We start from the raw sequence: 20,354 nt of genomic DNA on the forward strand, positions 1-20,354 counted from the left end.
CAAGTAAATTTCTGTCTGTCAATTCTCTCGATATTCGCCCAGTACGGTGAGTTCCTTGGTCAAAGGCATAATAGCGTCAACGGCCTGTCTATACCGTGTAAGACTGTTGTAGGTCACATCCACATAGAACAGGTATTCCCATTCGTGTCCGATGACCGGGAGCGACTGTATCTTCGTGAGGTTGATCTTATAGAACGACAGTATGCTGAGCACCTGAGAGAGCGAACCTTCCTCGTGAGGTAATGAGAATACCAGACTTGCCTTGTTGGCTTTCTCCAAGGGTCTGAGGAAGTCTGCTTTCTGTGGCTGACAAGTGACCAGGAAACGTGTGAAGTTATGCTTGTTGTCTTCAATATGGTCTTCCAGTATCTTCAGTCCGTAGAGTTTGGCAGCCTCAACACTACAGATGGCTGCCCATCCGTGATGTTGATGTTCCTTGATATCCTTGGCACTTCCTGCTGTATCTTCGCCTTCCACATTTTTGATGTTAGGATGATGTGCCAGAAACTGTCTGCATTGCATTAATGCAACAGGATGTGAGTGTACCTCGGTAATGGTGTCCCACGAATCATCAGGCAGACAGCAGATGCAATGTGAGATATGCAGTTTGTATTCCCCTACTACGGTTGCTCCCGACGAACGTAACAGTTCGTAATTATGGAGTAGCGAACCGGCAATAGTATTTTCTATAGCTGTCATTCCTATCATGGTAGGATCCTGCTTCATATGCTCAAACACCTCCTCGAAGGTGGCGCAGCAAACGAGTTGTATCTGTTCTCCTTCAAAATACAGGTGTGCTGCCATATCATGAAACGATCCTATGATTCCTTGTATTGCGATTCTTTTCATTATCTTTTTTATCTTTATATTAAAAGAAATCCCGCTTTCACATGTAAGTGAAGCGGGACCTTATTATCGTTCGTTGTTAGTTCATTTCAAGTTACGGCCAACCGCTTCACAGTATCCTGTAAAGTAAAAGTAATAACCGTAAAAGAATGCCTTGTTGTTTAACATATTTCTTGTTTTTAAATATTAACGCTTGCAAAAGTATAATATTTCCACCAATTATGCAAACATTTTAATGGAAAATATACCAAAGAGATGTGAATTTCTTATTTTTCTTATGATTCACCTTATTTATATATTATAGTTTCGCTTTTGACCAAACTTCATCTTTCTGATATGTTTCAAGGATGCTTATCCCATACTCCTCCCATTTTCAACGCAGTTTTTGGGACTTACTTGGGACTTACTTGGGACTTACTGTTTACGTACAAAGAATGGTTATGTTCCTAAGGCATCCGAAGCCGAGAGCCGAGCTGAAAATATAATGAAAGGACTCATGCAACCGCTATTCTAAAGAATCGTTAAAACAAAGGAAAATATCGAAGAATAAGAAGATACTTTCTACTAACTGGAACGAAACGTCTATCACATTTTTATATATCAGATATTCTGTCTAATTTTGCAACGTGAAAATACAACACAAGTAATCATAGGCATATATATTAATTAAGGTATGAAAAGGACAACACTAATGGTAACGGCAATAGCGATAGCACTATCGGCCAGCGCCCAGAAAAAATGGACGCTGACTGAGTGTATAGACTATGCGCTACAGAACAACATTACCCTACAACAGGCGAAATTGCAAAAACAATCGGCTACGGAGGAACGCAAACAGGCTAAAGCGGCACTACTGCCATCGCTGTCGGCATCAACAAACCAATCATTTGGCTACAGACCGTGGCTGGAAAATGGTGTCGCTACCGTGACAAACGGTACGGTAAACTCGAAGGTCAACAAGACCTATTATAATGGAAGCTATGGCATCAACGCACAATGGACGGTATGGAACGGAAACCAAAACCGGAATCAAGTGAAACTCGGCGAGGTTAGCGAACAACAGGCAGAACTGCAAACCGAAACGACCGCTAACAATATTCAAGAGCGGATTGCTCAGCTCTATGTGCAGATCCTATATATGAACGAAGCCGTGGAGGTCAATAAACAAAGTCTCGAAACTAGTAAAAGGAACGAGCAACGTGGTAAAGAAATGGTTGAGGTGGGTAAAATGGCAAAGGCTGACCTCGCACAACTCACAGCACAACGGGCTGCCGACGAATATACCATCGTAGAGGCTGAGAGCAATATCGCTAACTATAAGCTACAGTTGAAGCAACTACTGGAACTCACAGGAGATGAGGCTTTTGACATCGAAATGCTAACAGCAGGCGACGAACAGGCTTTAGCTGAAATTCCTGCGCTATCTACGGTCTATGAGACAGCTCTGGGCGGAAGACCGGAAATCAAGAATGCACAACTGGGATTGAAACAAAGCGACATACAGATGAATATCGCCAAGGCTGGTGCCATGCCTACCATCAGCATCAACGGAGGTGTGGGCACCAGTACGGCATCGATGAGCTCTCAAAACTGGGACAAGCAGATTAAAACAAATTTCGATGCTTCGGTGGGTGCTTCTGTTAGCGTACCGCTCTTCGATAACAGAAAGACAAAAACAGCTGTCAATAAGGCACGTATCCAACGGGAACAGGCTCAACTGGAACTGCTCGACCAACAGAAGCAACTCTATGCCACCATCGAAGGCTACTGGCTCGACGCTGAAACAAACCAACAGAAATTCAAAACGGCATTGACTACCGTTGAGAGTGAACAGGCAAGCTATGACTTGCTCGAAGAGCAGTTTCGACTCGGTCTCAAAAACATCGTTGAACTGATGACTGGAAAAGACCGGTTGCTCTCGTCACAACAAAATAAATTGCAGGCGAAATACACCACTATCCTCAACCGTCAGTTGCTCCGCTTCTACCAAGGCGAGAAAATGACATTATAATATAAACAACATATCTAACAGAAACATAATACCACAACAATATGAATATCAAGAAAATAGGTATAGCAGCTGCTATAGTACTCATCGCCATAGTGGCTTTCTTGCTGACAGGCAACAAAAAGAAACAGAAAGTAACATACACAACCGCAAAGGTGGAACGCCAGAATATTGAGAATACCGTCACAGCAACTGGTACCATAGAACCTGTGACTTCTGTTACCGTGGGTACTCAGGTTAGCGGTATCGTCTCTAAACTCTATGTGGATTACAACTCGGTGGTGAAAAAAGGACAGGTCATCGCTGAACTCGATAAGACCAACCTCATCAGCGAACTGAATACCGCTAAGGCTAACCTGTCGAGTGCACAGAGCACGCTGAACTACGAAAAGACTAACTTCGGAAGATACAAAACCTTGTATCAGAAGGGACTGGTTAGTGCGGATGACTATGAGAATGCGCGTCTTTCCTATGACAAGGCTCGACAGCAGGTGGCTTCAGCTAAAGAGAATGTACAGAAGGCACAAACCAACCTGGGCTATGCCACGATCACCTCACCTATTGATGGTGTGGTGCTGTCCAAATCGGTAGAAGAGGGACAGACCGTTGCGGCATCATTCAATACACCTGAACTGTTCACTATTGCCAAAGACTTGACCGACATGCGCGTGATTGCCGATATCGACGAGGCTGACATAGGTGGTGTAAAAGAGGGACAACGCGTGACATTCACAGTGGATGCCTTCCCCGATGACTTGTTTGAAGGTGAAGTGACTCAGGTTCGCCAACAGGCTACTACTGAGAGTAATGTCGTGACTTACGAAGTGGTGATCTCGGCACCAAACAAAGATCTGAAACTGAAACCGGGACTGACTGCCAATGTCACCATCTTCACACTGGAGAAGAAAAATGTTACGGCTGTACCTGCCAAGGCATTACGCTTTACACCCAACGAAACCCTGCTGCAAGAAGGACAGACCATTGCAGATTGCAAGGGTGATCACAAGGTGTGGACACTCGAAAATAATGTCTTCAAGGCTCATGCCGTTGAGATTGGTACAACCAACGGTACTACAACAGAGATTACCGGTGGCATCAAAGAGGGTACTGAGGTTTTGATTGATTTCAATATCATGGGTGGTAACGAGGCTGAAGGCCAAGACCAGCAGGCAAGGAATCCCTTCATGCCTAAACCACGCGACAACAAGAAAAACAACCAGAAGAAGTAAGTACTATGGCTGAAGAGAAAAGAAAAACAGTCATCGAACTGCAGAATGTGAAACGCTACTTCCAGGTAGGAAGTGAGACGGTGAAGGCACTAAGGGGTGTCTCCTTCAAAATCTATGAGGGCGAGTTTGTCACCATTCAGGGCACATCGGGTTCTGGAAAATCTACACTCCTCAACCAGTTGGGATGTCTCGACACACCTACCAGCGGAGAATACTTCCTTGACGGAGTGGCTGTACGCACCATGTCGAAGACGGAACGGGCGCACTTGCGCAACAACAAGATTGGTTTTGTGTTTCAAAACTACAACCTGTTGGCTAAGACAACAGCTGTAGAGAATGTTGAACTGCCGCTCATGTACAACAACAAGTATAATGCAGCACAACGTCGTGAGGCTGCCGTTAAAGCCCTGCAGGCTGTAGGACTGGGCGACCGTCTGGACCATAAGTCTAATCAGATGTCGGGTGGTCAGATGCAACGTGTGGCAATTGCCAGGGCTCTTGTCAACGACCCTGCCGTACTTTTAGCTGACGAAGCTACGGGTAACCTTGACACGCGTACATCGTTTGAGATGCTCGTGCTCTTCCAAGAACTCTACCGACAGGGACATACCATCATCTTCGTGACCCATAATCCGGAAATTGCGGAGTATTCTAGTCGTAACATCAACCTCCGTGACGGTAAGATACGTGAAGATACCATCAACACCAATATCAAGTCGGCGGCAGAAGCACTCGCTGCATTACCGAAACCGCAAGACGATTAAACTCACATACTATATATTGAATCCATCAGATTATGAACATACTCAATCTTTTCAAAGTCAGTATCAGGGCTGTCGCCAACAACAAGATGCGATCCTTCCTCTCCATGCTTGGCATTATCATCGGAGTGGCAGCGGTCATCATCATGATGTCTATCGGACAGGGATCTAAAGAGAGTATCCGTGCGGAACTCTCTACCATGGGCACCAACCTGATCAATATCCGACCGGGGGCTGATATGCGTGGCGGCGTACGCCAGGACCCGTCAAGCATGCAAACCTTGAAGATGGCTGACTATGAACGCATCATGCGCGAGAAAAAATATGTGACGAATGTTTCTCCTGAGGTCACAGCAAGCGGACAGGCTATCTATGGTAACAGCAATACCAATACTACGGTATATGGAGAAAGTCCGGAATACCTCGACATCAAGCAATGGACCATAGAACAGGGCGACTGCTTTACACAGGAGGATATCAAAAAGGCAGCTAAGGTGTGTGTCGTTGGTACTACCATCGTCAAGGAACTCTATGGAGAGGGGGCTGATGTCATCGGCAAGACTGTCCGCTTCAAATCCATACCGATGCGCATCATCGGCGTACTGAAGTCGAAAGGCTACAACAACTGGGGTATGGACCAGGACAACGTCATCATCGCTCCCTATTCTACCGTCATGAAACGCATCGCGGCACAGACGTGGTTCTCCAGCATTGTGTGTTCGGCAATTACCGAAGAACTGAGCGATGCGGCCATCGAAGAACTCACACAGATTCTTCGCGACAACCACAAACTGAAAGGTGATGCTGCCGATGATTTCACCATCCGTTCACAGGCTGAGATGATGGAGACCATGTCATCCACCATGGATACCGTGACCATCATCCTCGTGGTGGCTGCTGCCTTCTCACTCCTTGTGGCTGGTATCGGTATCATGAATATCATGCTGGTCAGCGTGACCGAACGCACCAAGGAGATTGGATTGCGTATGGCTGTTGGAGCCACAGGACCGGTCATCTCATTGCAGTTCTTGATAGAATCCGTACTCATCTCTGTAACAGGTGGATTACTCGGCATACTCGTAGGATGCTCGGCAAGCGAATTTATCGTACCGATGTTCAATATGCCGTCAAGTGTTCCTGCATGGAGCATCTACGTATCATTCTTTGTCTGTGTCTGCATCGGTGTACTCTTCGGATACATTCCGGCACAGAAGGCTGCTAATATGGACCCAATAGAAGCTATTCGACATGAATAAACGTTTAGAGATTCTCATCCACATCGCCATCTGGATTGTTATCATCCTTTTACCGCTGATGTTCATGAATCATGGCAGAGGCATGTCCGTCAGTCAGTTTATGCTGACCACAACGGTACCGCTGACATTCATGGCTGTGTTCTATATCGATTACCTATGGCTCACCCCAAGGTATTTCGTAACAGGACACCGCACGCAGTTCTTTGTGATCAATACCTTCATAGTCATCGTGCTCGGCATTGCCCTTCACCTCTGGATGAGTCTGTCACACGACATGCTGGGACACAACCACAGGGAACCGCCGTTGATATTGACCATTGCTTTTGTCATACGCGACATTGTCAACCTCGTCATTGCGGCGGCAATTGCCACCCTACTCCATCTCGCCTTGCAGTGGCAGACAGCAGAAGAGGCACGAAAAGAGGCTGAACTGAGCAATCTTCGTTCACAGATCAATCCTCATTTCCTGCTCAACACGCTCAACAACATCTATGCGCTGACTGCTATCAATACCCAGAAGGCACAGGAGGCGATACAAGATCTCTCTAAGATGTTACGACACATGCTCTATGACTATCAGCGATCGGAGATAGAACTGCGCGATGAGGTGGAGTTCCTAAAAAACTATATCCGACTCATGAAACTGCGTCAGGGGCCGTCGGTAGAAGTCAATACCTCGTTTCATATCACCAACGAACAACAGAAAGTGGCTCCAATGATCTTCATCTCACTGGTGGAGAACGCCTTCAAACATGGAGTAAAACCTGCCGTTCCCTGTACCATCAATATTACCATCCAAGCCAATGACAAACAAATCGTCTGCGACATCGTCAACTCCAACCACCCCAAGACTTCTACTGACAGGAGTGGACACGGCGTGGGACTCGAACTTGTAAGACGACGATTGGAACTGGCTTATAAAGGACGCTATGAATGGACGCATGGCGTTAACGATAATCAAAAAATGTATCATTCTACCATTACAATTAAATTATGAACATCACTTGTGCTATCATCGACGATGAACCGTTGGCAATTGAACTCCTGAAGAGTTATGCCGAAAAGACACCATTTCTTGAACTACAAGGTTCGTATGGAAGCGCTATCGAGGCTATGAAGGTGCTACGCGACAATCCTGTTGACCTGCTCTTTCTCGATATCCAGATGCCAGAACTGTCAGGCATAGAATTTGCCAGAATCGTTCCTAAAACAACAAAAATCATTTTCACCACCGCTTTCCAACAGTATGCCCTGGATGGCTATAAGGTTAAGGCACTCGACTATCTGCTCAAACCCATTGCCTACGAAGACTTCCTGGTTGCTGCCAACAAAGCGCTGGAATGGTTCAGGGTATTCCGCAAACAAGAGACTTATATGCGCGACCGCTTTATCTTTGTCAAGAGCGATTATAAATTGGTACGCATTGACCTCGACAACATCCTGTATGTTGAAGGACTCAAAGACTATGTCCGCTTCTATCTCGACGACGGTAGGAAAATCATGTCACTCATGAACATGAAGAAACTCGAAGAGTTCCTTCCCAGACCGGAGTTCCAGCGCACACACCGCTCCTATATCGTGCACATGAGCAAGGCGGAATCTATCGACCGCTTCCGTATCGTCTTCGGCAAGGAGTTTATCCCCGTATCTGAATCCTACAAAGACAACGTCCAACAGTATATCGATGCGCATACGCTGGCATAAGATGCACAGCACGATTGCCATCGGGCATACCAACAAAAACGCAGGCTCCCAACAAAGGAGTCTGCGTTTTTTATAGCGTAATAATTAGATTGTTACATATTCATACCACCGTCAATCTGAATCACCTGACCTGATACATAGCTTGACATATCAGAAGCCAGGAACAGACAAACATTAGCAATATCTTCTACCTGTCCGCCACGACGGAGAGGAATCTTCTTCATCCAGTCCTTACGAATCTCTTCTGGCAGTTGTGCTGTCATGGCAGTCTCAATGAAACCAGGAGCTACGGCATTGGCACGTACACCCTTAGGACCGAGTTCCTGAGCAATAGACTTTGCCAAACCAATCATACCTGCTTTAGAAGCAGAGTAGTTACACTGGCCTGCATTACCGTGTACACCTACCACACTCGACATATTGATGATAGAACCCTTACGCTGGCGCAACATGATAGGAGCGCAGGCATGAATGAAGTTGAAAGCTGATTTCAGATTGACATTCAATACTGCATCCCACTGGGCCTCTGTCATACGGAGCATCAGACCATCCTTGGTGATACCGGCATTGTTCACCAGTACATCAATAGAACCGAAATCCTCCTTGATTTTGTTGACCACAGCCTCTGTCTCTGCAAAGTCAGCAGCATTTCCTGCATAGGCATTACATTTCACGCCAAGAGCCTCAATTTCCTTACGGGTAGCCTCAAGGCCTGCAGCCATATCATCGTTGAGTACAAGATCTGTAAATGCAATGTTAGCGCCTTCCTGGGCAAATTTCATAGCAACGGCTTTGCCGATACCACGTGCTGCACCTGTAATGAGGGCAGTCTTTCCTGTTAATAATCCCATAATGTGTTTATTTGTTTATGTTATATGTTTTATTGTTAGTGTTACTATTCCTGTCAAATCATCGGTCACCGTTCTTCTTGAAGTTTCCCAATGCGCCATACACAAATTTGGCAACCTGAGGTTTGGTGGCTTCTTCTGTCATTCCATGAGCAATACGACCATAGATATAAGGCACTTCAAGTCCCTTGATACAATAGTGGGTGATGTCAGCTACAAGATCTACGTTTTCTATGTCAAACTCGCCTGCCTCCTTGCCCTCTGTATATACCTTACGGAACAATTCCACTTCTGCATCATCAAAGTTCTTACGCACCTTCTCCACCATCCATATATTACGGAAAAACTCAGCACGTAGATTACCGTTACGCACCACCGTCTCACGGATCATACTCAGATGGGTGTATATCAATTCTATCACCTTATCCTGTGGACGGATACGCTTAGCAGCTACCTCATCCAATTTATCAGACAGGCGCTCCAGTTCGCACTCAATGACAGCAAAATAAATATCTTCCTTGGATTTAAAATAGGTATATAGCGTGCGACGTCCTTTGCCAGAGGCAATGGCAATGTCGTTCATCGTCGTGTTTTCCATTCCGTTTTTGGCAAACAACTGACGGGCTACATCTACTAATTTTTGTCGCGTCTTTGATATTGACATAGTATGACTCCTCCTATTTTTATATTGCACATGCATGCATACGTGTGCAAAATTACACATTTCTTTTCTATTGTGCAAACAATTTCCGCTATTTTGTTCTATTTGGAGGAAAAACTAAAAATTATCGCATAAAAATTTGGTATTCTCAAAAATAGTTTGTACCTTTGCATCCGCAATTAAGAAACACAGCGGAGTGGAGCAGTTGGTAGCTCGCCAGGCTCATAACCTGGAGGTCGCATGTTCGAGTCCTGCCTCCGCAACTAATGAAATCGCAACATTCTGATAATCAGCTGTTGCGATTTTTTATATTCACGGAGTGTTTGGGTTAGAGGTTAGAGGTTAAAGGTTAAAGGTTAAAGGTTAAAGGTTAGAGGTTAAAGGTTAGAAGTTAGAGGTTAAAGGTTAGTGATTAGTGATTAGAGATTCTGGTTGAAGATTCTTCTAAAGATTTTCGTAGGATGATAAAGACCACTCCCTCAGACTTCAGACTTCAGACTTCATTTACGCTGAAGATTCTTTAAAGATTATAGTTTCTTGGTTATTGAATTATTTCTGGCCCCCGGCCATTCTTTAATACAGATTTCCTCCAAGATTTCTAGCGTAGCTACTGAATAATCCACGGAACACACGGAAGACACGGAAAAAGATTCTAGTTAAAGATTATTTTCAAGATTATCGTTAAGATGTCGAGCCTGTAAGGCGATCCCCAATAAACCCCTCCTGCAAAGCAACGCACTGTTGCGCATTTTCAGTTAGGATTCTTCTAAAGATTTTGATACACAAGCAAAAACGGGCTGAAAGCCCAATGGTTTCCCTAGCCCAGGGCAACACCCTGAGGAAGAGCGCATTTTGGTCAAAGATTATAGTTAAAGATTATATTTATGGAGGCTAATTGAATTGAATTATTTCTTGCGAAGCAACATCTCATAAAAGATTTCCTCCAAAGATTTCTTGCCGTAGGCAACTAAAAAAAATTCCGTGTCCTCCGTGTGCTCCGTGGATAAAATTCCGATGATCCGTGTCCTCATGCAACAATCAAGGTTAAAAAAACAAAATTCATAGCCATTCCTTGCATCATTTCATTTTTTTGTTTTAACTTTGTGCTATTAGAAACAATAACTAACAAATAAACAATATAAAATTATGGAAAACAACACTGAGTTGATCGCCCAATGCGAAGCACGGGCAAAAGAATGGCTCTCACCAGCCTTTGATGAAGAGACACGCAAAGCAGTACAGGCCATGCTCGACAATGCCGACAAGACCGACCTTATCGACGCCTTCTACCAGAACCTCGAATTCGGAACAGGAGGACTCAGAGGCATCATGGGAGCAGGAACCAACCGCATGAACAAATATATCGTAGGCATGGCCACACAAGGTTTTGCCAACTATATCCTCAAAGCATTCCCCAACCGCAACGACCTCGCCGTAGTAGTAGGCCACGACTGCCGTAACAACGGACGTATGTTTGCAGAAACCGTAGCAGACATCTTCTCTGCCAACGGCATCAAGGTATATCTCTTCGAGAGCCTGCGCCCCACACCAGAGATCTCCTTCGCCATCCGTCAGCTCCATTGTCAGGCAGGTGTCAATGTCACTGCCTCTCACAACCCACGTGAGTACAATGGCTATAAAGCCTATTGGGATGATGGCGCACAGGTATTGGCACCCCACGACAAAGGTATCATCGATGAAGTCAATAAAGTCACCATCAACGATGTGAAGTTTGAAGGCAACAAAGACCTCATCGAGATTATCGGTGGAGAAATGGACTGGGACTACCTCCAGGCAGTCAAAGAGGCTATGGTAGATCAGGATGTCATCCTGCGCAACAAAGACCTCAATATCGTCTATTCGCCCATGCACGGCACAGGACGCGTCATCATTCCTGAAGCACTGCGCTCATGGGGATTCCAAAACATCCACGTCGTACCCGAACAGATGGTCATCGACGGCAATTTCCCCACTGTAGTATCACCCAACCCCGAGAATCCTGAAGCCATGACACTCGGTATGAAACTCGGAACACGCCTCAATGCCGACCTCGTCATAGCTTCCGACCCCGATGCCGACCGTCTCGCCATTGTCTGCCGCAATGCCAAGGGCGAATGGGAAATCCTCAACGGTAACCAAACCTGCATGATGTTCTGCTGGTATATCATCGCCAACAAGAAGAAGCTCGGTCAACTCAAGGGCAACGAGTTCCTCGTCAAGACCATCGTCACCACAGAAGTTATTGCCGAGATAGCCAAGAAGAACGGTGTAGAACTGCGTGACTGCTATACAGGCTTCAAATGGATTGCCAACGAGATTAGAATCTCAGAAGGCAAACAGAAGTATATCGGTGGTGGTGAAGAATCATTCGGATTCCTCCCCTTCGACAAGGTACGCGACAAAGACTCCCCCGCCTCTATCTGCCTCATCTGCGAGATAGCAGCATGGGCAAAAGACAACGGCAAGACCCTCTACGACCTCCTCATGGACATCTATGCCGAATACGGATTCTCTCGCGAGTTCACCGTCAATGTAGTACGTCCAGGAAAGACAGGAGCCGACGAGATCAAACAGATGATGGCAGACTTCCGTGCCAATCCCCCACAGGTATTGGGTGGTGCCAAGGTAGTGCTGTGGAAAGACTACCAGTCACTCGAAGCCAAGCATGCCGACGGCACAGTAGAGAAGCTCAACATGCCCGCCACCTCTAATGTACTCCAGTGGTTCTGTGAAGACGGCACCAAGATCAGCGTACGTCCTTCAGGTACCGAACCCAAGATCAAGTTCTACCTTGAAATCAAAGATGCCTCATTCAAGTGTGCAGGTTGCTACGAGCGTTGCACCAAAGCAGCCGACCAGCGCATTGAAGCCATCAAAAAAGATTTGAAACTCGACTAACCCTCCCCCACTTCCACAGGAAGATACCACGCCACCCTGTTCTCACCGAACCCAGGGTGGCGTTTTCATTGTCAGATGTTAGTGTTTAGTTTATAGGATATGGGATATGGGATATGGGTTATGGGTTATGGGTTATGGGTTATAGGTTAGTGTTTAGTGTTTAGTGTTTAGAGATTCTAGTTGAAGATTCTTCTAAAGATTTTGATACACAAGCAAAAACGGGCTGAAAGCCCAATGGTTTCCCTAGCCCAGGGCAACACCCTGAGGAAGAGCGCATTTTAGTCAAAGATTATAGTTAAAGATTATGTTGTAGCTGCCTACCTTAGTGATAGATTATTTCTTGCGTAAGCAACATCTTAAAGAAGATTTCCCCCAAAGATTTCTTGCGAAGCAACTCCCCAAAATATCCACGCACCACACGGAAGACACGGAAATGAGATTCTAGTTTAAGATTTTCTTTAAGATTCTAGTTAAGATTTCGAGCATCAACGATGCGATCCATAAAAAAAATCCTTCCCAGAAGCGAGGTATTCGAGCGCATTTTCTGTTAAGATTTTATTTAAAGATTTTTGTTTTCATCCTACCTATACCCGTATATAATTCCGTGCCCTCCGTGTCTTCCGTGGATCCATAATGATTTCTGGCCATAGGCCATATTTTTATTAAAGATTTCCCCCAAAGATTTCTTGCGAAGCAACTTCCAAAATAATTCCGTTTAAATTCCGATGATCCGTATCACATTCACTCTAACAGCCTCCCAGGATGTTCCAGTTCTTCTACCAGTTTATCTACAATCGTGCAAGGCTTATGCATCGCATAGTTGCCATCATTATGTAATGCCCGAAGTTGTTTTGCAAAGCGCTTGGCCAAGTCCTCACGACCATACTGCTGAAGTAAGCTGTATATATCGGGATTTCCTTTCCGATACTTAAAGCCTTCATCGCCCATCTTCTTACGAAAGGCATCTTGCAATTTGTCAATGTAGGCCTCGCGGCTAATGGCTGTGTCAAGATACTCAAAATGCAAATAGTACCAGAGTTCAAAGGCTTCATTCGTCCAGGCACTTTGGAAACCCAACTTATGGGCTTTCTTGATGGCATCGTTAAAATCATCGAAATCATCCTTGTCAAATACCACCCACACACGGTCAAAAGACATGGCATTTTTACGCTCCAGTTCTGTCTTGATTTCCTGTGTTCTGTCAATCAAAGCTACCGTAGCCCTACCTTCGCCCTCAATCGTCACCTCACGGACAGTAGAAATGTAGTTCTTGATTAGAGCCTCAAAGTAATGCGGCTCTGTCTTCGTACCTTCACAGACTATGAGGAAACGCACGAGCTTTTCACGAACATTCTCCTTGCGTTTCTTGGCAGCCTTGGCTTCTTTTCGTTCCCGCCTCAGTTTTGCGATTTCTTCTTTTCTCGAATATCCCATAGCAGTACTCTATTTTCCAATGAAAGGTATAGCGCCATATCGTCCGCGAATATAATCTCGCTTGATGTCACGATCATTGCGCACTTTCTTTCCATCCTCATCCTTGAATTCCACAAGAGAATAGATATCTGTAGCCTCCACCGTATCCTTCTCAGCGAACCAGATTTGGTCACGCCGAATAATTTCCAAATCAAGCAGATTTGTATCGTGAGTAGCGAAGATCAACTGTGCACCATGTCTGTTCTTCTCTGGATCCATGAATAGAAGTACGATGTTCCGAGTCAGTAATGGGTGAAGCTTTGCATCAAGTTCATCAACAATCAGAGTCTTGCCCTCGTTCAGCGTATCAAATATAGGGCCGGAAATCTCTATAACTTTCTTCGTCCCCTCAGACTCCATCTGATTCTTGTGGAAATTGCGTTCCCCTATCACAAGACCATTTTCATTATAGACATTATGAGTAGTAATTGGCTCAACAAAACTACCTGTCACAATATCCTTTTCAAGCTGTGCCCTTATAGACAGAGGAGCACTATCTAAGGCTTCTTTGGGAATATCTACTTTCTTTACAGAAAATCGGGTAAAGCCCAGTTGCAGAGTTTTAAAAAACTCCTGAGCCTGATCAGCTCCATTCAAATGCTCCAAAAACATTCTGAGCGTAAAGGCCTCATAACCTTCACTATCGATTCCTGATAGTACATTACATTCACCAAACCAGCCCATTATCGAATTGGACTTTTCACCCTTCAGCTGAGCAACAAGTGACAGAAAGAGACGATTCGAATTGGTCAGATCTTCTTTTCCTTGACCTTCAGGGAATCTTTTCTCAGACACTTCAATGATGTCTCGCGAGCGCATGAAGAGTTCATACTCTTTCTCGCCAAATCGCTTCTCATAAAGCCACTCAGAGATAATATCGGTTTTGTTGTATTCAAAACCATAGCGATATAGGACCTCACCTTTTATAAACTGTATCTCAAACAACGTAGGTTGCGAGTCTGAATTTTCATCCAATGCAAAAGGGTCGTAAGGTAGCGCATCACCTTCATTCAAACGCACAGAACGTCTGACCATACTTCGCATAGTAGATATTGCCAGAATGAAATTACTCTTGCCACTAGAATTTGCACCATAGAAAACTGCCAACGGAAGCAGCTTGTATTTACCTTTGTTGATGACAGACTTTTTATGTTCCTTTATGGAACTCGCCTCCATACCAAAAGTTCGTTCCTGTTTAAAAGAGCGATAATTCTTAACTGTGAAATTTACTAGCATATCTCAATTTTTTGTGCAAAGATACAAATAACAATCGGCATAACCTGTAAATTACGAGAAAATATCTCAAAAATCAAGACGTTTTAACACAAACAACCTATTTAACAGCCCAAAAATTAGAAAAAAAAACACATTTTTCATTGTAAGCCATCAGCGAACCCCGTCTTGCAGAGTTCCTCCTAAAATGTTAGAGAGATTTTCAAAATCTTGCAGGATTCTCCAAGATTCTCGGAATAAGTCCAGGATTCTTTGAGGATTTTCAAAGGATCTCAGAGGATGCCCTGCTGCTTGAGCCTGTGCGACAGGAGTGTAACTCCGTAACTCCGTAATTCCGTAACTCGCCCCAGCTGCTAATATCATAATCCTTGATGTCGCTCACGATTCCTGCCTTCACTGGATTCTGGTGTATATATCTCAGAAGCGTTACGAAATAAGCCATGTCGTTCACCGGCTCACTCTTAAAGCGTTCTTTAAACAAGTGCCCGTCACGTCCATACTTCTTATTATAGTAATACACATAAGAACTTGCTATACGCTTAACCGTCTCCCCCACCTTCTCCTCACGCTCACGAATCAAAAGGTGGAAATGATTAGTCATCAGGCAATAGCCATAATAGGTGCAGTTCGTTCCACAAGGAAGCCCGTTATCATCCGTACGCAGGCGCATCCGATCAAGAGTATTGATAAACTGCCAATTATCCTCTTCATCTTCAAGGCTGCGATTAAGCGAGTACAATGCCTAGCTCGCTTGAGCATTGTCGAGCGTGAGCAGGCTCGACCGAAGGTCAGAGATATTCTGATGATTGATGCCACGCATCATCACATGAAATATCCCTGTGCACGATTCCTTCCTCGCCTGCCTCGGCATGCTTGTATTTTAGATCCGTTTATACCCTCAGTTTAAGCTGATGCTGATGCCACTGACCTGTCCCTCTGGCATTTAATCATCGAGTATGTTACTCATTTCTTTTGTATACTTTATAAGTTTTCACCATCATCCCCTACGGTTTTCCGTAGGGCCTTTATCTCATTCTCTCCCTTCCTTCTCCCACATTCCCCACATGGGGCACATATCCAACTCTGAATAATCGCCGTATTGGGCTTGGGCATCACAGAGCATGTCTGTGAAGCGGGAGCTGCAGTGCAGGTCACCGAAGAAATCGGTTTCGAGGTTGAACACTTCCAGGTTGATATCCATCTCATCAGCCATGCGCTTGGAGAGACCGGTTTTTTGGCGTAGGTGACAGTATAGTTCCACTACTGCCTCGGTGAATATCGCCAGTTTCGTGTAGGTATCACCATAACCAGTGAAGCCACAGCGCTCGGCATCCCCGTAGGGGTGACGCTTGCTACCATCGGGACGCAAGAACCAGTTTTCATGCTCCTTGCACGTCTTGGCCAGACATCTGAAGATGACAAAGCAGCTACCGGCAGCAGCTTCGTATGCTCCGCTTTTCACCAGTTCTGCCGTTTTCTGGGCAAATGGCGACAAGGCTAAAGCAATAGCAATATCATCTTTCTTCTTCAAAGCTGTTTGATAAGCTGATGCCACTGACCTGTCCCTCTGGCATCTCGTAACACTCAACATCAGACATCAGTTTATCAATGACCCGTGTCACTATGTTATATAGTCACGATATTACTTTTCGTAACCATTAGGATTATTCTTTTGGAATCTCCACGAGTCACGACACATCTCCTCAATACCATATTGTGCCTCCCATCCAAGTTCAGCTTTTGCCTTTGCAGGATTGCAATAGCAAGTCGCGATATCACCAGGACGTCTATCCTTAATCACGTAAGGCACTTTTAGGCCATTCACCTTCTCGAACGCCTTCACCACATCAAGCACAGAATAACCATGACCCGTACCCAGGTTGTAAATGCTCAAGCCCTTGTTCTCCACGATCGCCTTCAGTGCGCACACATGCCCCTTCGCCAAGTCCACCACATGGATGAAATCGCGCACGCCAGTACCGTCAGGAGTATCGTAATCATTACCAAACACGCCCAACTCCTTGCGCATGCCGATAGCCGTCTGCGTGATATAAGGCATCAAATTGTTTGGAATACCATTCGGATTCTCACCTATCAATCCGCTCTCATGCGCACCAATCGGATTGAAGTATCGAAGCAGCACCACGTTCCACTCAGGATCCGCCTTCTGCACATCCATCAGTACCTGCTCCAACATCGACTTCGTCCAACCGTAAGGATTCGTGCATACGCCCTTTGGACACTCCTCTGTGATAGGAATGATGGCAGGATCGCCATAGACAGTGGCCGATGACGAGAAGATAATGTTTTTGCATCCATGCTTGCGCATCACGTCCACCAGCACAAACACTTCATTCATATTATTCTCGTAATACTCCAGAGGCTTCGCTACCGACTCACCCACAGCCTTCAAGCCCGCAAAGTTGATCACCGCATCAATCTTGTTGTCAGTGAAAATCTTGTCCAGTGCAGCATGATTACGGCAGTCAGCCTCCACGAAAGGCACCGTTTTGCCGATAATCTTCTCCACTCGCTTCAGAGCCTCAGGCTGAGAGTTTACAAAGTTATCTACTACCACTACCGAATGTCCCGCTTTATCCAATTCTATGATGGTATGACTACCGATGTAGCCAGCACCACCAGTAAGTAATATGTTCATTTCTTATGTGATTTCATTTATCGTATATCGTTATATGCTTATGCCACTGTGGCCAAAACAGAAACTTGCAGAACAAGAAAGTATATCGTACATAGTTATTGATACTCCTCATTCTGCAAGCCGATATTAGGTTCTCCCTTAATGATTTACTTTACTATCGCCTCTTTAATACTATCAACTATATACTTCACATCATCATCTGACACATACGGACCGGCAGGCAGACAGAAGCCAACCTTGAAGAGTTCTTCTTCAATACCATTGGTATATACAGGAGCACCCTCATACACGGGTTGTTTGTGCATAGGCTTCCATACCGGACGGCACTCAATCTTCTTGCCCAGCATGAACACACGCAATGCCTCTACATTTTCGTTAGGCTGACAGTCGGTTGTTGCTGAATCAACAGCATGGATAACACCTGCTGCACCACCTACGGCAGTCTTAATAACTTCCTTGTAAGCGTTCTCCTGACCTTGAATCTTCACATCCGCATCCAATGTGGCAGCGCAAAGCCAGAAGTTGGCATCATAACGCTTATCCTCAGGCTGCTTATGGATATGCACACCAGGAACATCCTTCAACAGTTCCTCATAGAGCTTCTGCACATGCTTGTGGTGGGCGATATGGTCATTGAGCACAGTCATCTGACCGCGACCAATACCAGCACACACGTTCGACATACGGTAGTTGTAACCAATGGCAGTATGCTGATAGTAAGGATAAGCGTCGCGAGCCTGTGTAGCATACCACATCACCTCGTTGGCATCCTCTGCATTACGACAAATCAGTGCACCACCACCCGAAGTAGTGATCATCTTGTTGCCGTTGAACGACAGCACACCATATTTGCCAAATGTACCTAATACTTGTCCGTCAAAGCGCGAGCCCATACCCTCTGCTGCATCCTCCACAACAGGAATGCCATACTTGTCGGCAATAGCCATAATCTCATCGATGCGGTAAGGCATACCATACAGAGCCACAGGCACTATAGCCTTTGGATATTTGCCCGTCTTCTCCTTACGGTCAAGGATAGCCTTCTCAAGTAATGCAGGATCCATGTTCCATGTCTCGTCCTCCGAACCTACGAACACAGGCTTTGCACCAAGATAAGTGATAGGATGACTTGAAGCACAGAATGTGAAACTCTGCACCAATACTTCATCACCAGCCTTCACGCCACAGCCAATCAAAGCCAAGTGTACTGCAGCAGTACCAGCCGACAGACAAACCACCTTTCTGTCAAGCTCCTCAGATCCATGACTCTTACTATTGGCAAACGCCTCCAAATCCTTTTCAAAAGCATTCACGTTCGGACCCATCGGCACCACCCAGTTGGTATCGAAAGCCTCCTTCACATATTTCTGTTCCAAACCAGTCTCACTCATATGGGCGAGACACAAATATATCGTTTTTCTTTCCATAATTATAATTGGTTATTATTGTTTTATACTATAATATTTTCCTTTATCGACCTATCTACAAAACACTTATCATCGCCATGCCACACATGCTTGATGAATTTTCAGCAAGACACAAAAGCACAAATACCCGACTACACACCCTATGGTATTATGTATCACATCATTTGTTTCACAAAGACCTTTGACATAGACAAATTGTGAAAGTTCAATAATCACAGACAGCACAATTCCAATCAGAATAGCCTTTTTGAATTTCATTCCTAAGCCACCGAGTAATAATCCAATAGGAATAAAGAGTGCGATATTCAGCAGCACCTCTATCAAATCAGCAGGATAATCTACTCTGTACCATATATCAGGATAGTTCCAAAAAGGCATCAGTTCAATCCGTTTCCCATGATGACATGGTCTGCATATCACCGTAGAGCAAATCACGAGGAAATAATATTCAGTCAGCAGTGCTCCAAGGACAAGCCTCATCATCTTTTTCCCTTTTGTCATCAGCATCACCACAACGATAGCAACACATAGCACCAAAAAGGAAAGAAGGATATATTCAATAGAAACCCTCGGATTCAACCATTCATAAATCTCATCCATGTAGAATTATATTCCCTTTAAATATTAGTTTCACGGCAAGAACACTTTAATCTATCCCCTTGCTATTTCTCTCCCAAAGAAGATTAACAAGACCTATAGACAAATATTGCTTAGGCGAATTCTTTAGATATTCACGAACCATGTTTGCCTTATATTTAATCTCAGGAATGTTGTCTATATTTGGTAGTCTGTTGTTTTGTAACTGCTTTGGGCAAGCAATCAATACATATCGCTTTTGGAATTTTCTTTGAGTGTCTTTGTCAAAAGTCACCCCAGTTCGGGATAAGAAATAGTTTATAAAAAAGTTGGTAGTCTCATAAATATTTTGTACCTTTATAGGTGAAAATCAATTAGTTACAAAAAATATTTAATATGACTACCGATTACAAAGTTACAGAATTATTTTGTATTATAGACGAGTTTTGCAAACATTTTGATGCAGAAAATGCAGGAAATTTGTTGGAAGACAATAGCGGAGTGAAGCGTAGACGGCGTGCAGCATCGTTGTCCGACAGTGAAATCATGACGATTCTGTTGTATTTCCATTTCGGTACATTCCGCAATTTCAAGCACTACTACCTGTTCTTTATTAAGGGTACGATGAAGTCTTATTTTCCGAAAGCTGTGTCGTACAACCGCTTTGTGGAGTTGGAAAGCCGCGTGTTCTTCCAGCTCATGTTCTTCCTTAATCTGGGAGCTTTCGGAAGATGTACCGGCATAACATTCGTTGATTCCACGATGATACCCGTAT

The 20,354-nt window shown here is 44.7% G+C and carries 17 protein-coding genes, 1 tRNA gene and 1 pseudogene; 9 read left to right on the forward strand and 10 right to left on the reverse strand.

Annotated features, from left to right (window positions below):
• Positions 1–18: 18 nt before the first annotated feature.
• Complete coding sequence (locus CIK96_RS12455) at positions 19–849, reverse strand: prephenate dehydratase (RefSeq protein ID WP_094440766.1); 831 nt, start codon at positions 847–849, stop codon at positions 19–21.
• 670 nt (positions 850–1,519) lie between these two features.
• Here CIK96_RS12455 and CIK96_RS12460 point away from each other — a divergent pair.
• Genes CIK96_RS12460 through CIK96_RS12485 form a run of 6 tightly spaced genes read left to right on the forward strand, consistent with a single transcriptional unit; the run spans position 1,520 to position 7,804 of the window.
• On the forward strand, positions 1,520–2,857 hold the full coding sequence (locus CIK96_RS12460) for a TolC family protein (RefSeq protein WP_094436305.1): 1,338 nt from the start codon (positions 1,520–1,522) through the stop codon (positions 2,855–2,857).
• Positions 2,858–2,898: 41 nt separating this feature from the next.
• Positions 2,899–4,083, forward strand: a complete 1,185-nt coding sequence (locus CIK96_RS12465; RefSeq protein WP_094440767.1) for an efflux RND transporter periplasmic adaptor subunit — start codon at positions 2,899–2,901, stop codon at positions 4,081–4,083.
• 5 nt (positions 4,084–4,088) lie between these two features.
• The gene (locus CIK96_RS12470) at positions 4,089–4,847 is read left to right on the forward strand and encodes an ABC transporter ATP-binding protein (RefSeq protein WP_094391647.1); all 759 of its coding nucleotides are present in this window, start codon (positions 4,089–4,091) and stop codon (positions 4,845–4,847) included.
• A gap of 32 nt (positions 4,848–4,879) precedes the next feature.
• Positions 4,880–6,100 carry an ABC transporter permease gene (locus CIK96_RS12475; protein ID WP_094440768.1) on the forward strand — a complete coding sequence of 407 codons (1,221 nt, stop codon included), beginning with the start codon at positions 4,880–4,882 and terminating at the stop codon, positions 6,098–6,100.
• On the forward strand, positions 6,093–7,097 hold the full coding sequence (locus CIK96_RS12480) for a sensor histidine kinase (protein ID WP_254047139.1): 1,005 nt from the start codon (positions 6,093–6,095) through the stop codon (positions 7,095–7,097). Before CIK96_RS12475 ends, CIK96_RS12480 begins: the two co-directional genes overlap by 8 nt.
• Positions 7,094–7,804: a LytTR family DNA-binding domain-containing protein gene (locus tag CIK96_RS12485; protein ID WP_094436311.1), complete on the forward strand. Its 711-nt coding sequence runs from the start codon at positions 7,094–7,096 to the stop codon at positions 7,802–7,804. Before CIK96_RS12480 ends, CIK96_RS12485 begins: the two co-directional genes overlap by 4 nt.
• A 92-nt stretch (positions 7,805–7,896) precedes the next feature.
• On the opposite strand, the gene fabG is transcribed toward CIK96_RS12485, so the two are convergent.
• Both fabG and CIK96_RS12495 read right to left on the reverse strand, forming a co-directional pair.
• Positions 7,897–8,655 (reverse strand): 3-oxoacyl-[acyl-carrier-protein] reductase, encoded by a 759-nt coding sequence (gene fabG, locus CIK96_RS12490; RefSeq protein WP_094391644.1) that lies wholly within the window; start codon positions 8,653–8,655, stop codon positions 7,897–7,899.
• Between the two features lie 58 nt (positions 8,656–8,713).
• Positions 8,714–9,316, reverse strand: a complete 603-nt coding sequence (locus CIK96_RS12495) for a TetR/AcrR family transcriptional regulator (protein ID WP_094440769.1) — start codon at positions 9,314–9,316, stop codon at positions 8,714–8,716.
• A 187-nt stretch (positions 9,317–9,503) separates the two neighbouring features.
• On the opposite strand from CIK96_RS12495, the gene CIK96_RS12500 reads away from it, so the two are divergent.
• Together CIK96_RS12500 and CIK96_RS12505 are read left to right on the forward strand one after the other, a co-directional pair.
• Positions 9,504–9,576, forward strand: a tRNA-Met gene (locus CIK96_RS12500).
• Positions 9,577–10,459: 883 nt separating this feature from the next.
• Positions 10,460–12,211, forward strand: a complete 1,752-nt coding sequence (locus CIK96_RS12505) for a phospho-sugar mutase (RefSeq protein WP_094391642.1) — start codon at positions 10,460–10,462, stop codon at positions 12,209–12,211.
• A gap of 741 nt (positions 12,212–12,952) precedes the next feature.
• On the opposite strand, the gene CIK96_RS12510 is transcribed toward CIK96_RS12505, so the two are convergent.
• From CIK96_RS12510 to CIK96_RS12540, 7 genes are all read right to left on the reverse strand, one after another.
• A complete protein-coding gene (locus tag CIK96_RS12510) occupies positions 12,953–13,645 on the reverse strand; it encodes an RloB family protein (protein ID WP_094391641.1) in 693 nt (230 codons plus the stop codon).
• A gap of 9 nt (positions 13,646–13,654) precedes the next feature.
• Entirely contained in the window at positions 13,655–14,920 is a 1,266-nt protein-coding gene (locus tag CIK96_RS12515; RefSeq protein ID WP_094391640.1) for an ATP/GTP-binding protein, read from the reverse strand.
• A 259-nt stretch (positions 14,921–15,179) separates the two neighbouring features.
• Positions 15,180–15,587, reverse strand: a complete 408-nt coding sequence (locus CIK96_RS12520) for a transposase (RefSeq protein ID WP_094440770.1) — start codon at positions 15,585–15,587, stop codon at positions 15,180–15,182.
• A 360-nt stretch (positions 15,588–15,947) separates the two neighbouring features.
• Complete coding sequence (locus CIK96_RS12525; protein WP_144007533.1) at positions 15,948–16,448, reverse strand: hypothetical protein; 501 nt, start codon at positions 16,446–16,448, stop codon at positions 15,948–15,950.
• A gap of 111 nt (positions 16,449–16,559) precedes the next feature.
• A complete protein-coding gene (gene galE, locus CIK96_RS12530) occupies positions 16,560–17,576 on the reverse strand; it encodes a UDP-glucose 4-epimerase GalE (RefSeq protein ID WP_094440772.1) in 1,017 nt (338 codons plus the stop codon).
• 146 nt (positions 17,577–17,722) lie between these two features.
• Positions 17,723–19,003, reverse strand: a complete 1,281-nt coding sequence (locus CIK96_RS12535) for a DegT/DnrJ/EryC1/StrS family aminotransferase (protein ID WP_371592722.1) — start codon at positions 19,001–19,003, stop codon at positions 17,723–17,725.
• Positions 19,004–19,072: 69 nt separating this feature from the next.
• Positions 19,073–19,603: a VanZ family protein gene (locus tag CIK96_RS12540; RefSeq protein ID WP_094440774.1), complete on the reverse strand. Its 531-nt coding sequence runs from the start codon at positions 19,601–19,603 to the stop codon at positions 19,073–19,075.
• A 372-nt stretch (positions 19,604–19,975) separates the two neighbouring features.
• Here CIK96_RS12540 and CIK96_RS12550 point away from each other — a divergent pair.
• Positions 19,976–20,354, forward strand: a pseudogene (locus tag CIK96_RS12550) (IS982 family transposase); the annotation flags it as partial.

The sequence above is a fragment of the Prevotella sp. P4-98 genome (assembly GCF_002251405.1).
Classification (GTDB): domain Bacteria; phylum Bacteroidota; class Bacteroidia; order Bacteroidales; family Bacteroidaceae; genus Prevotella.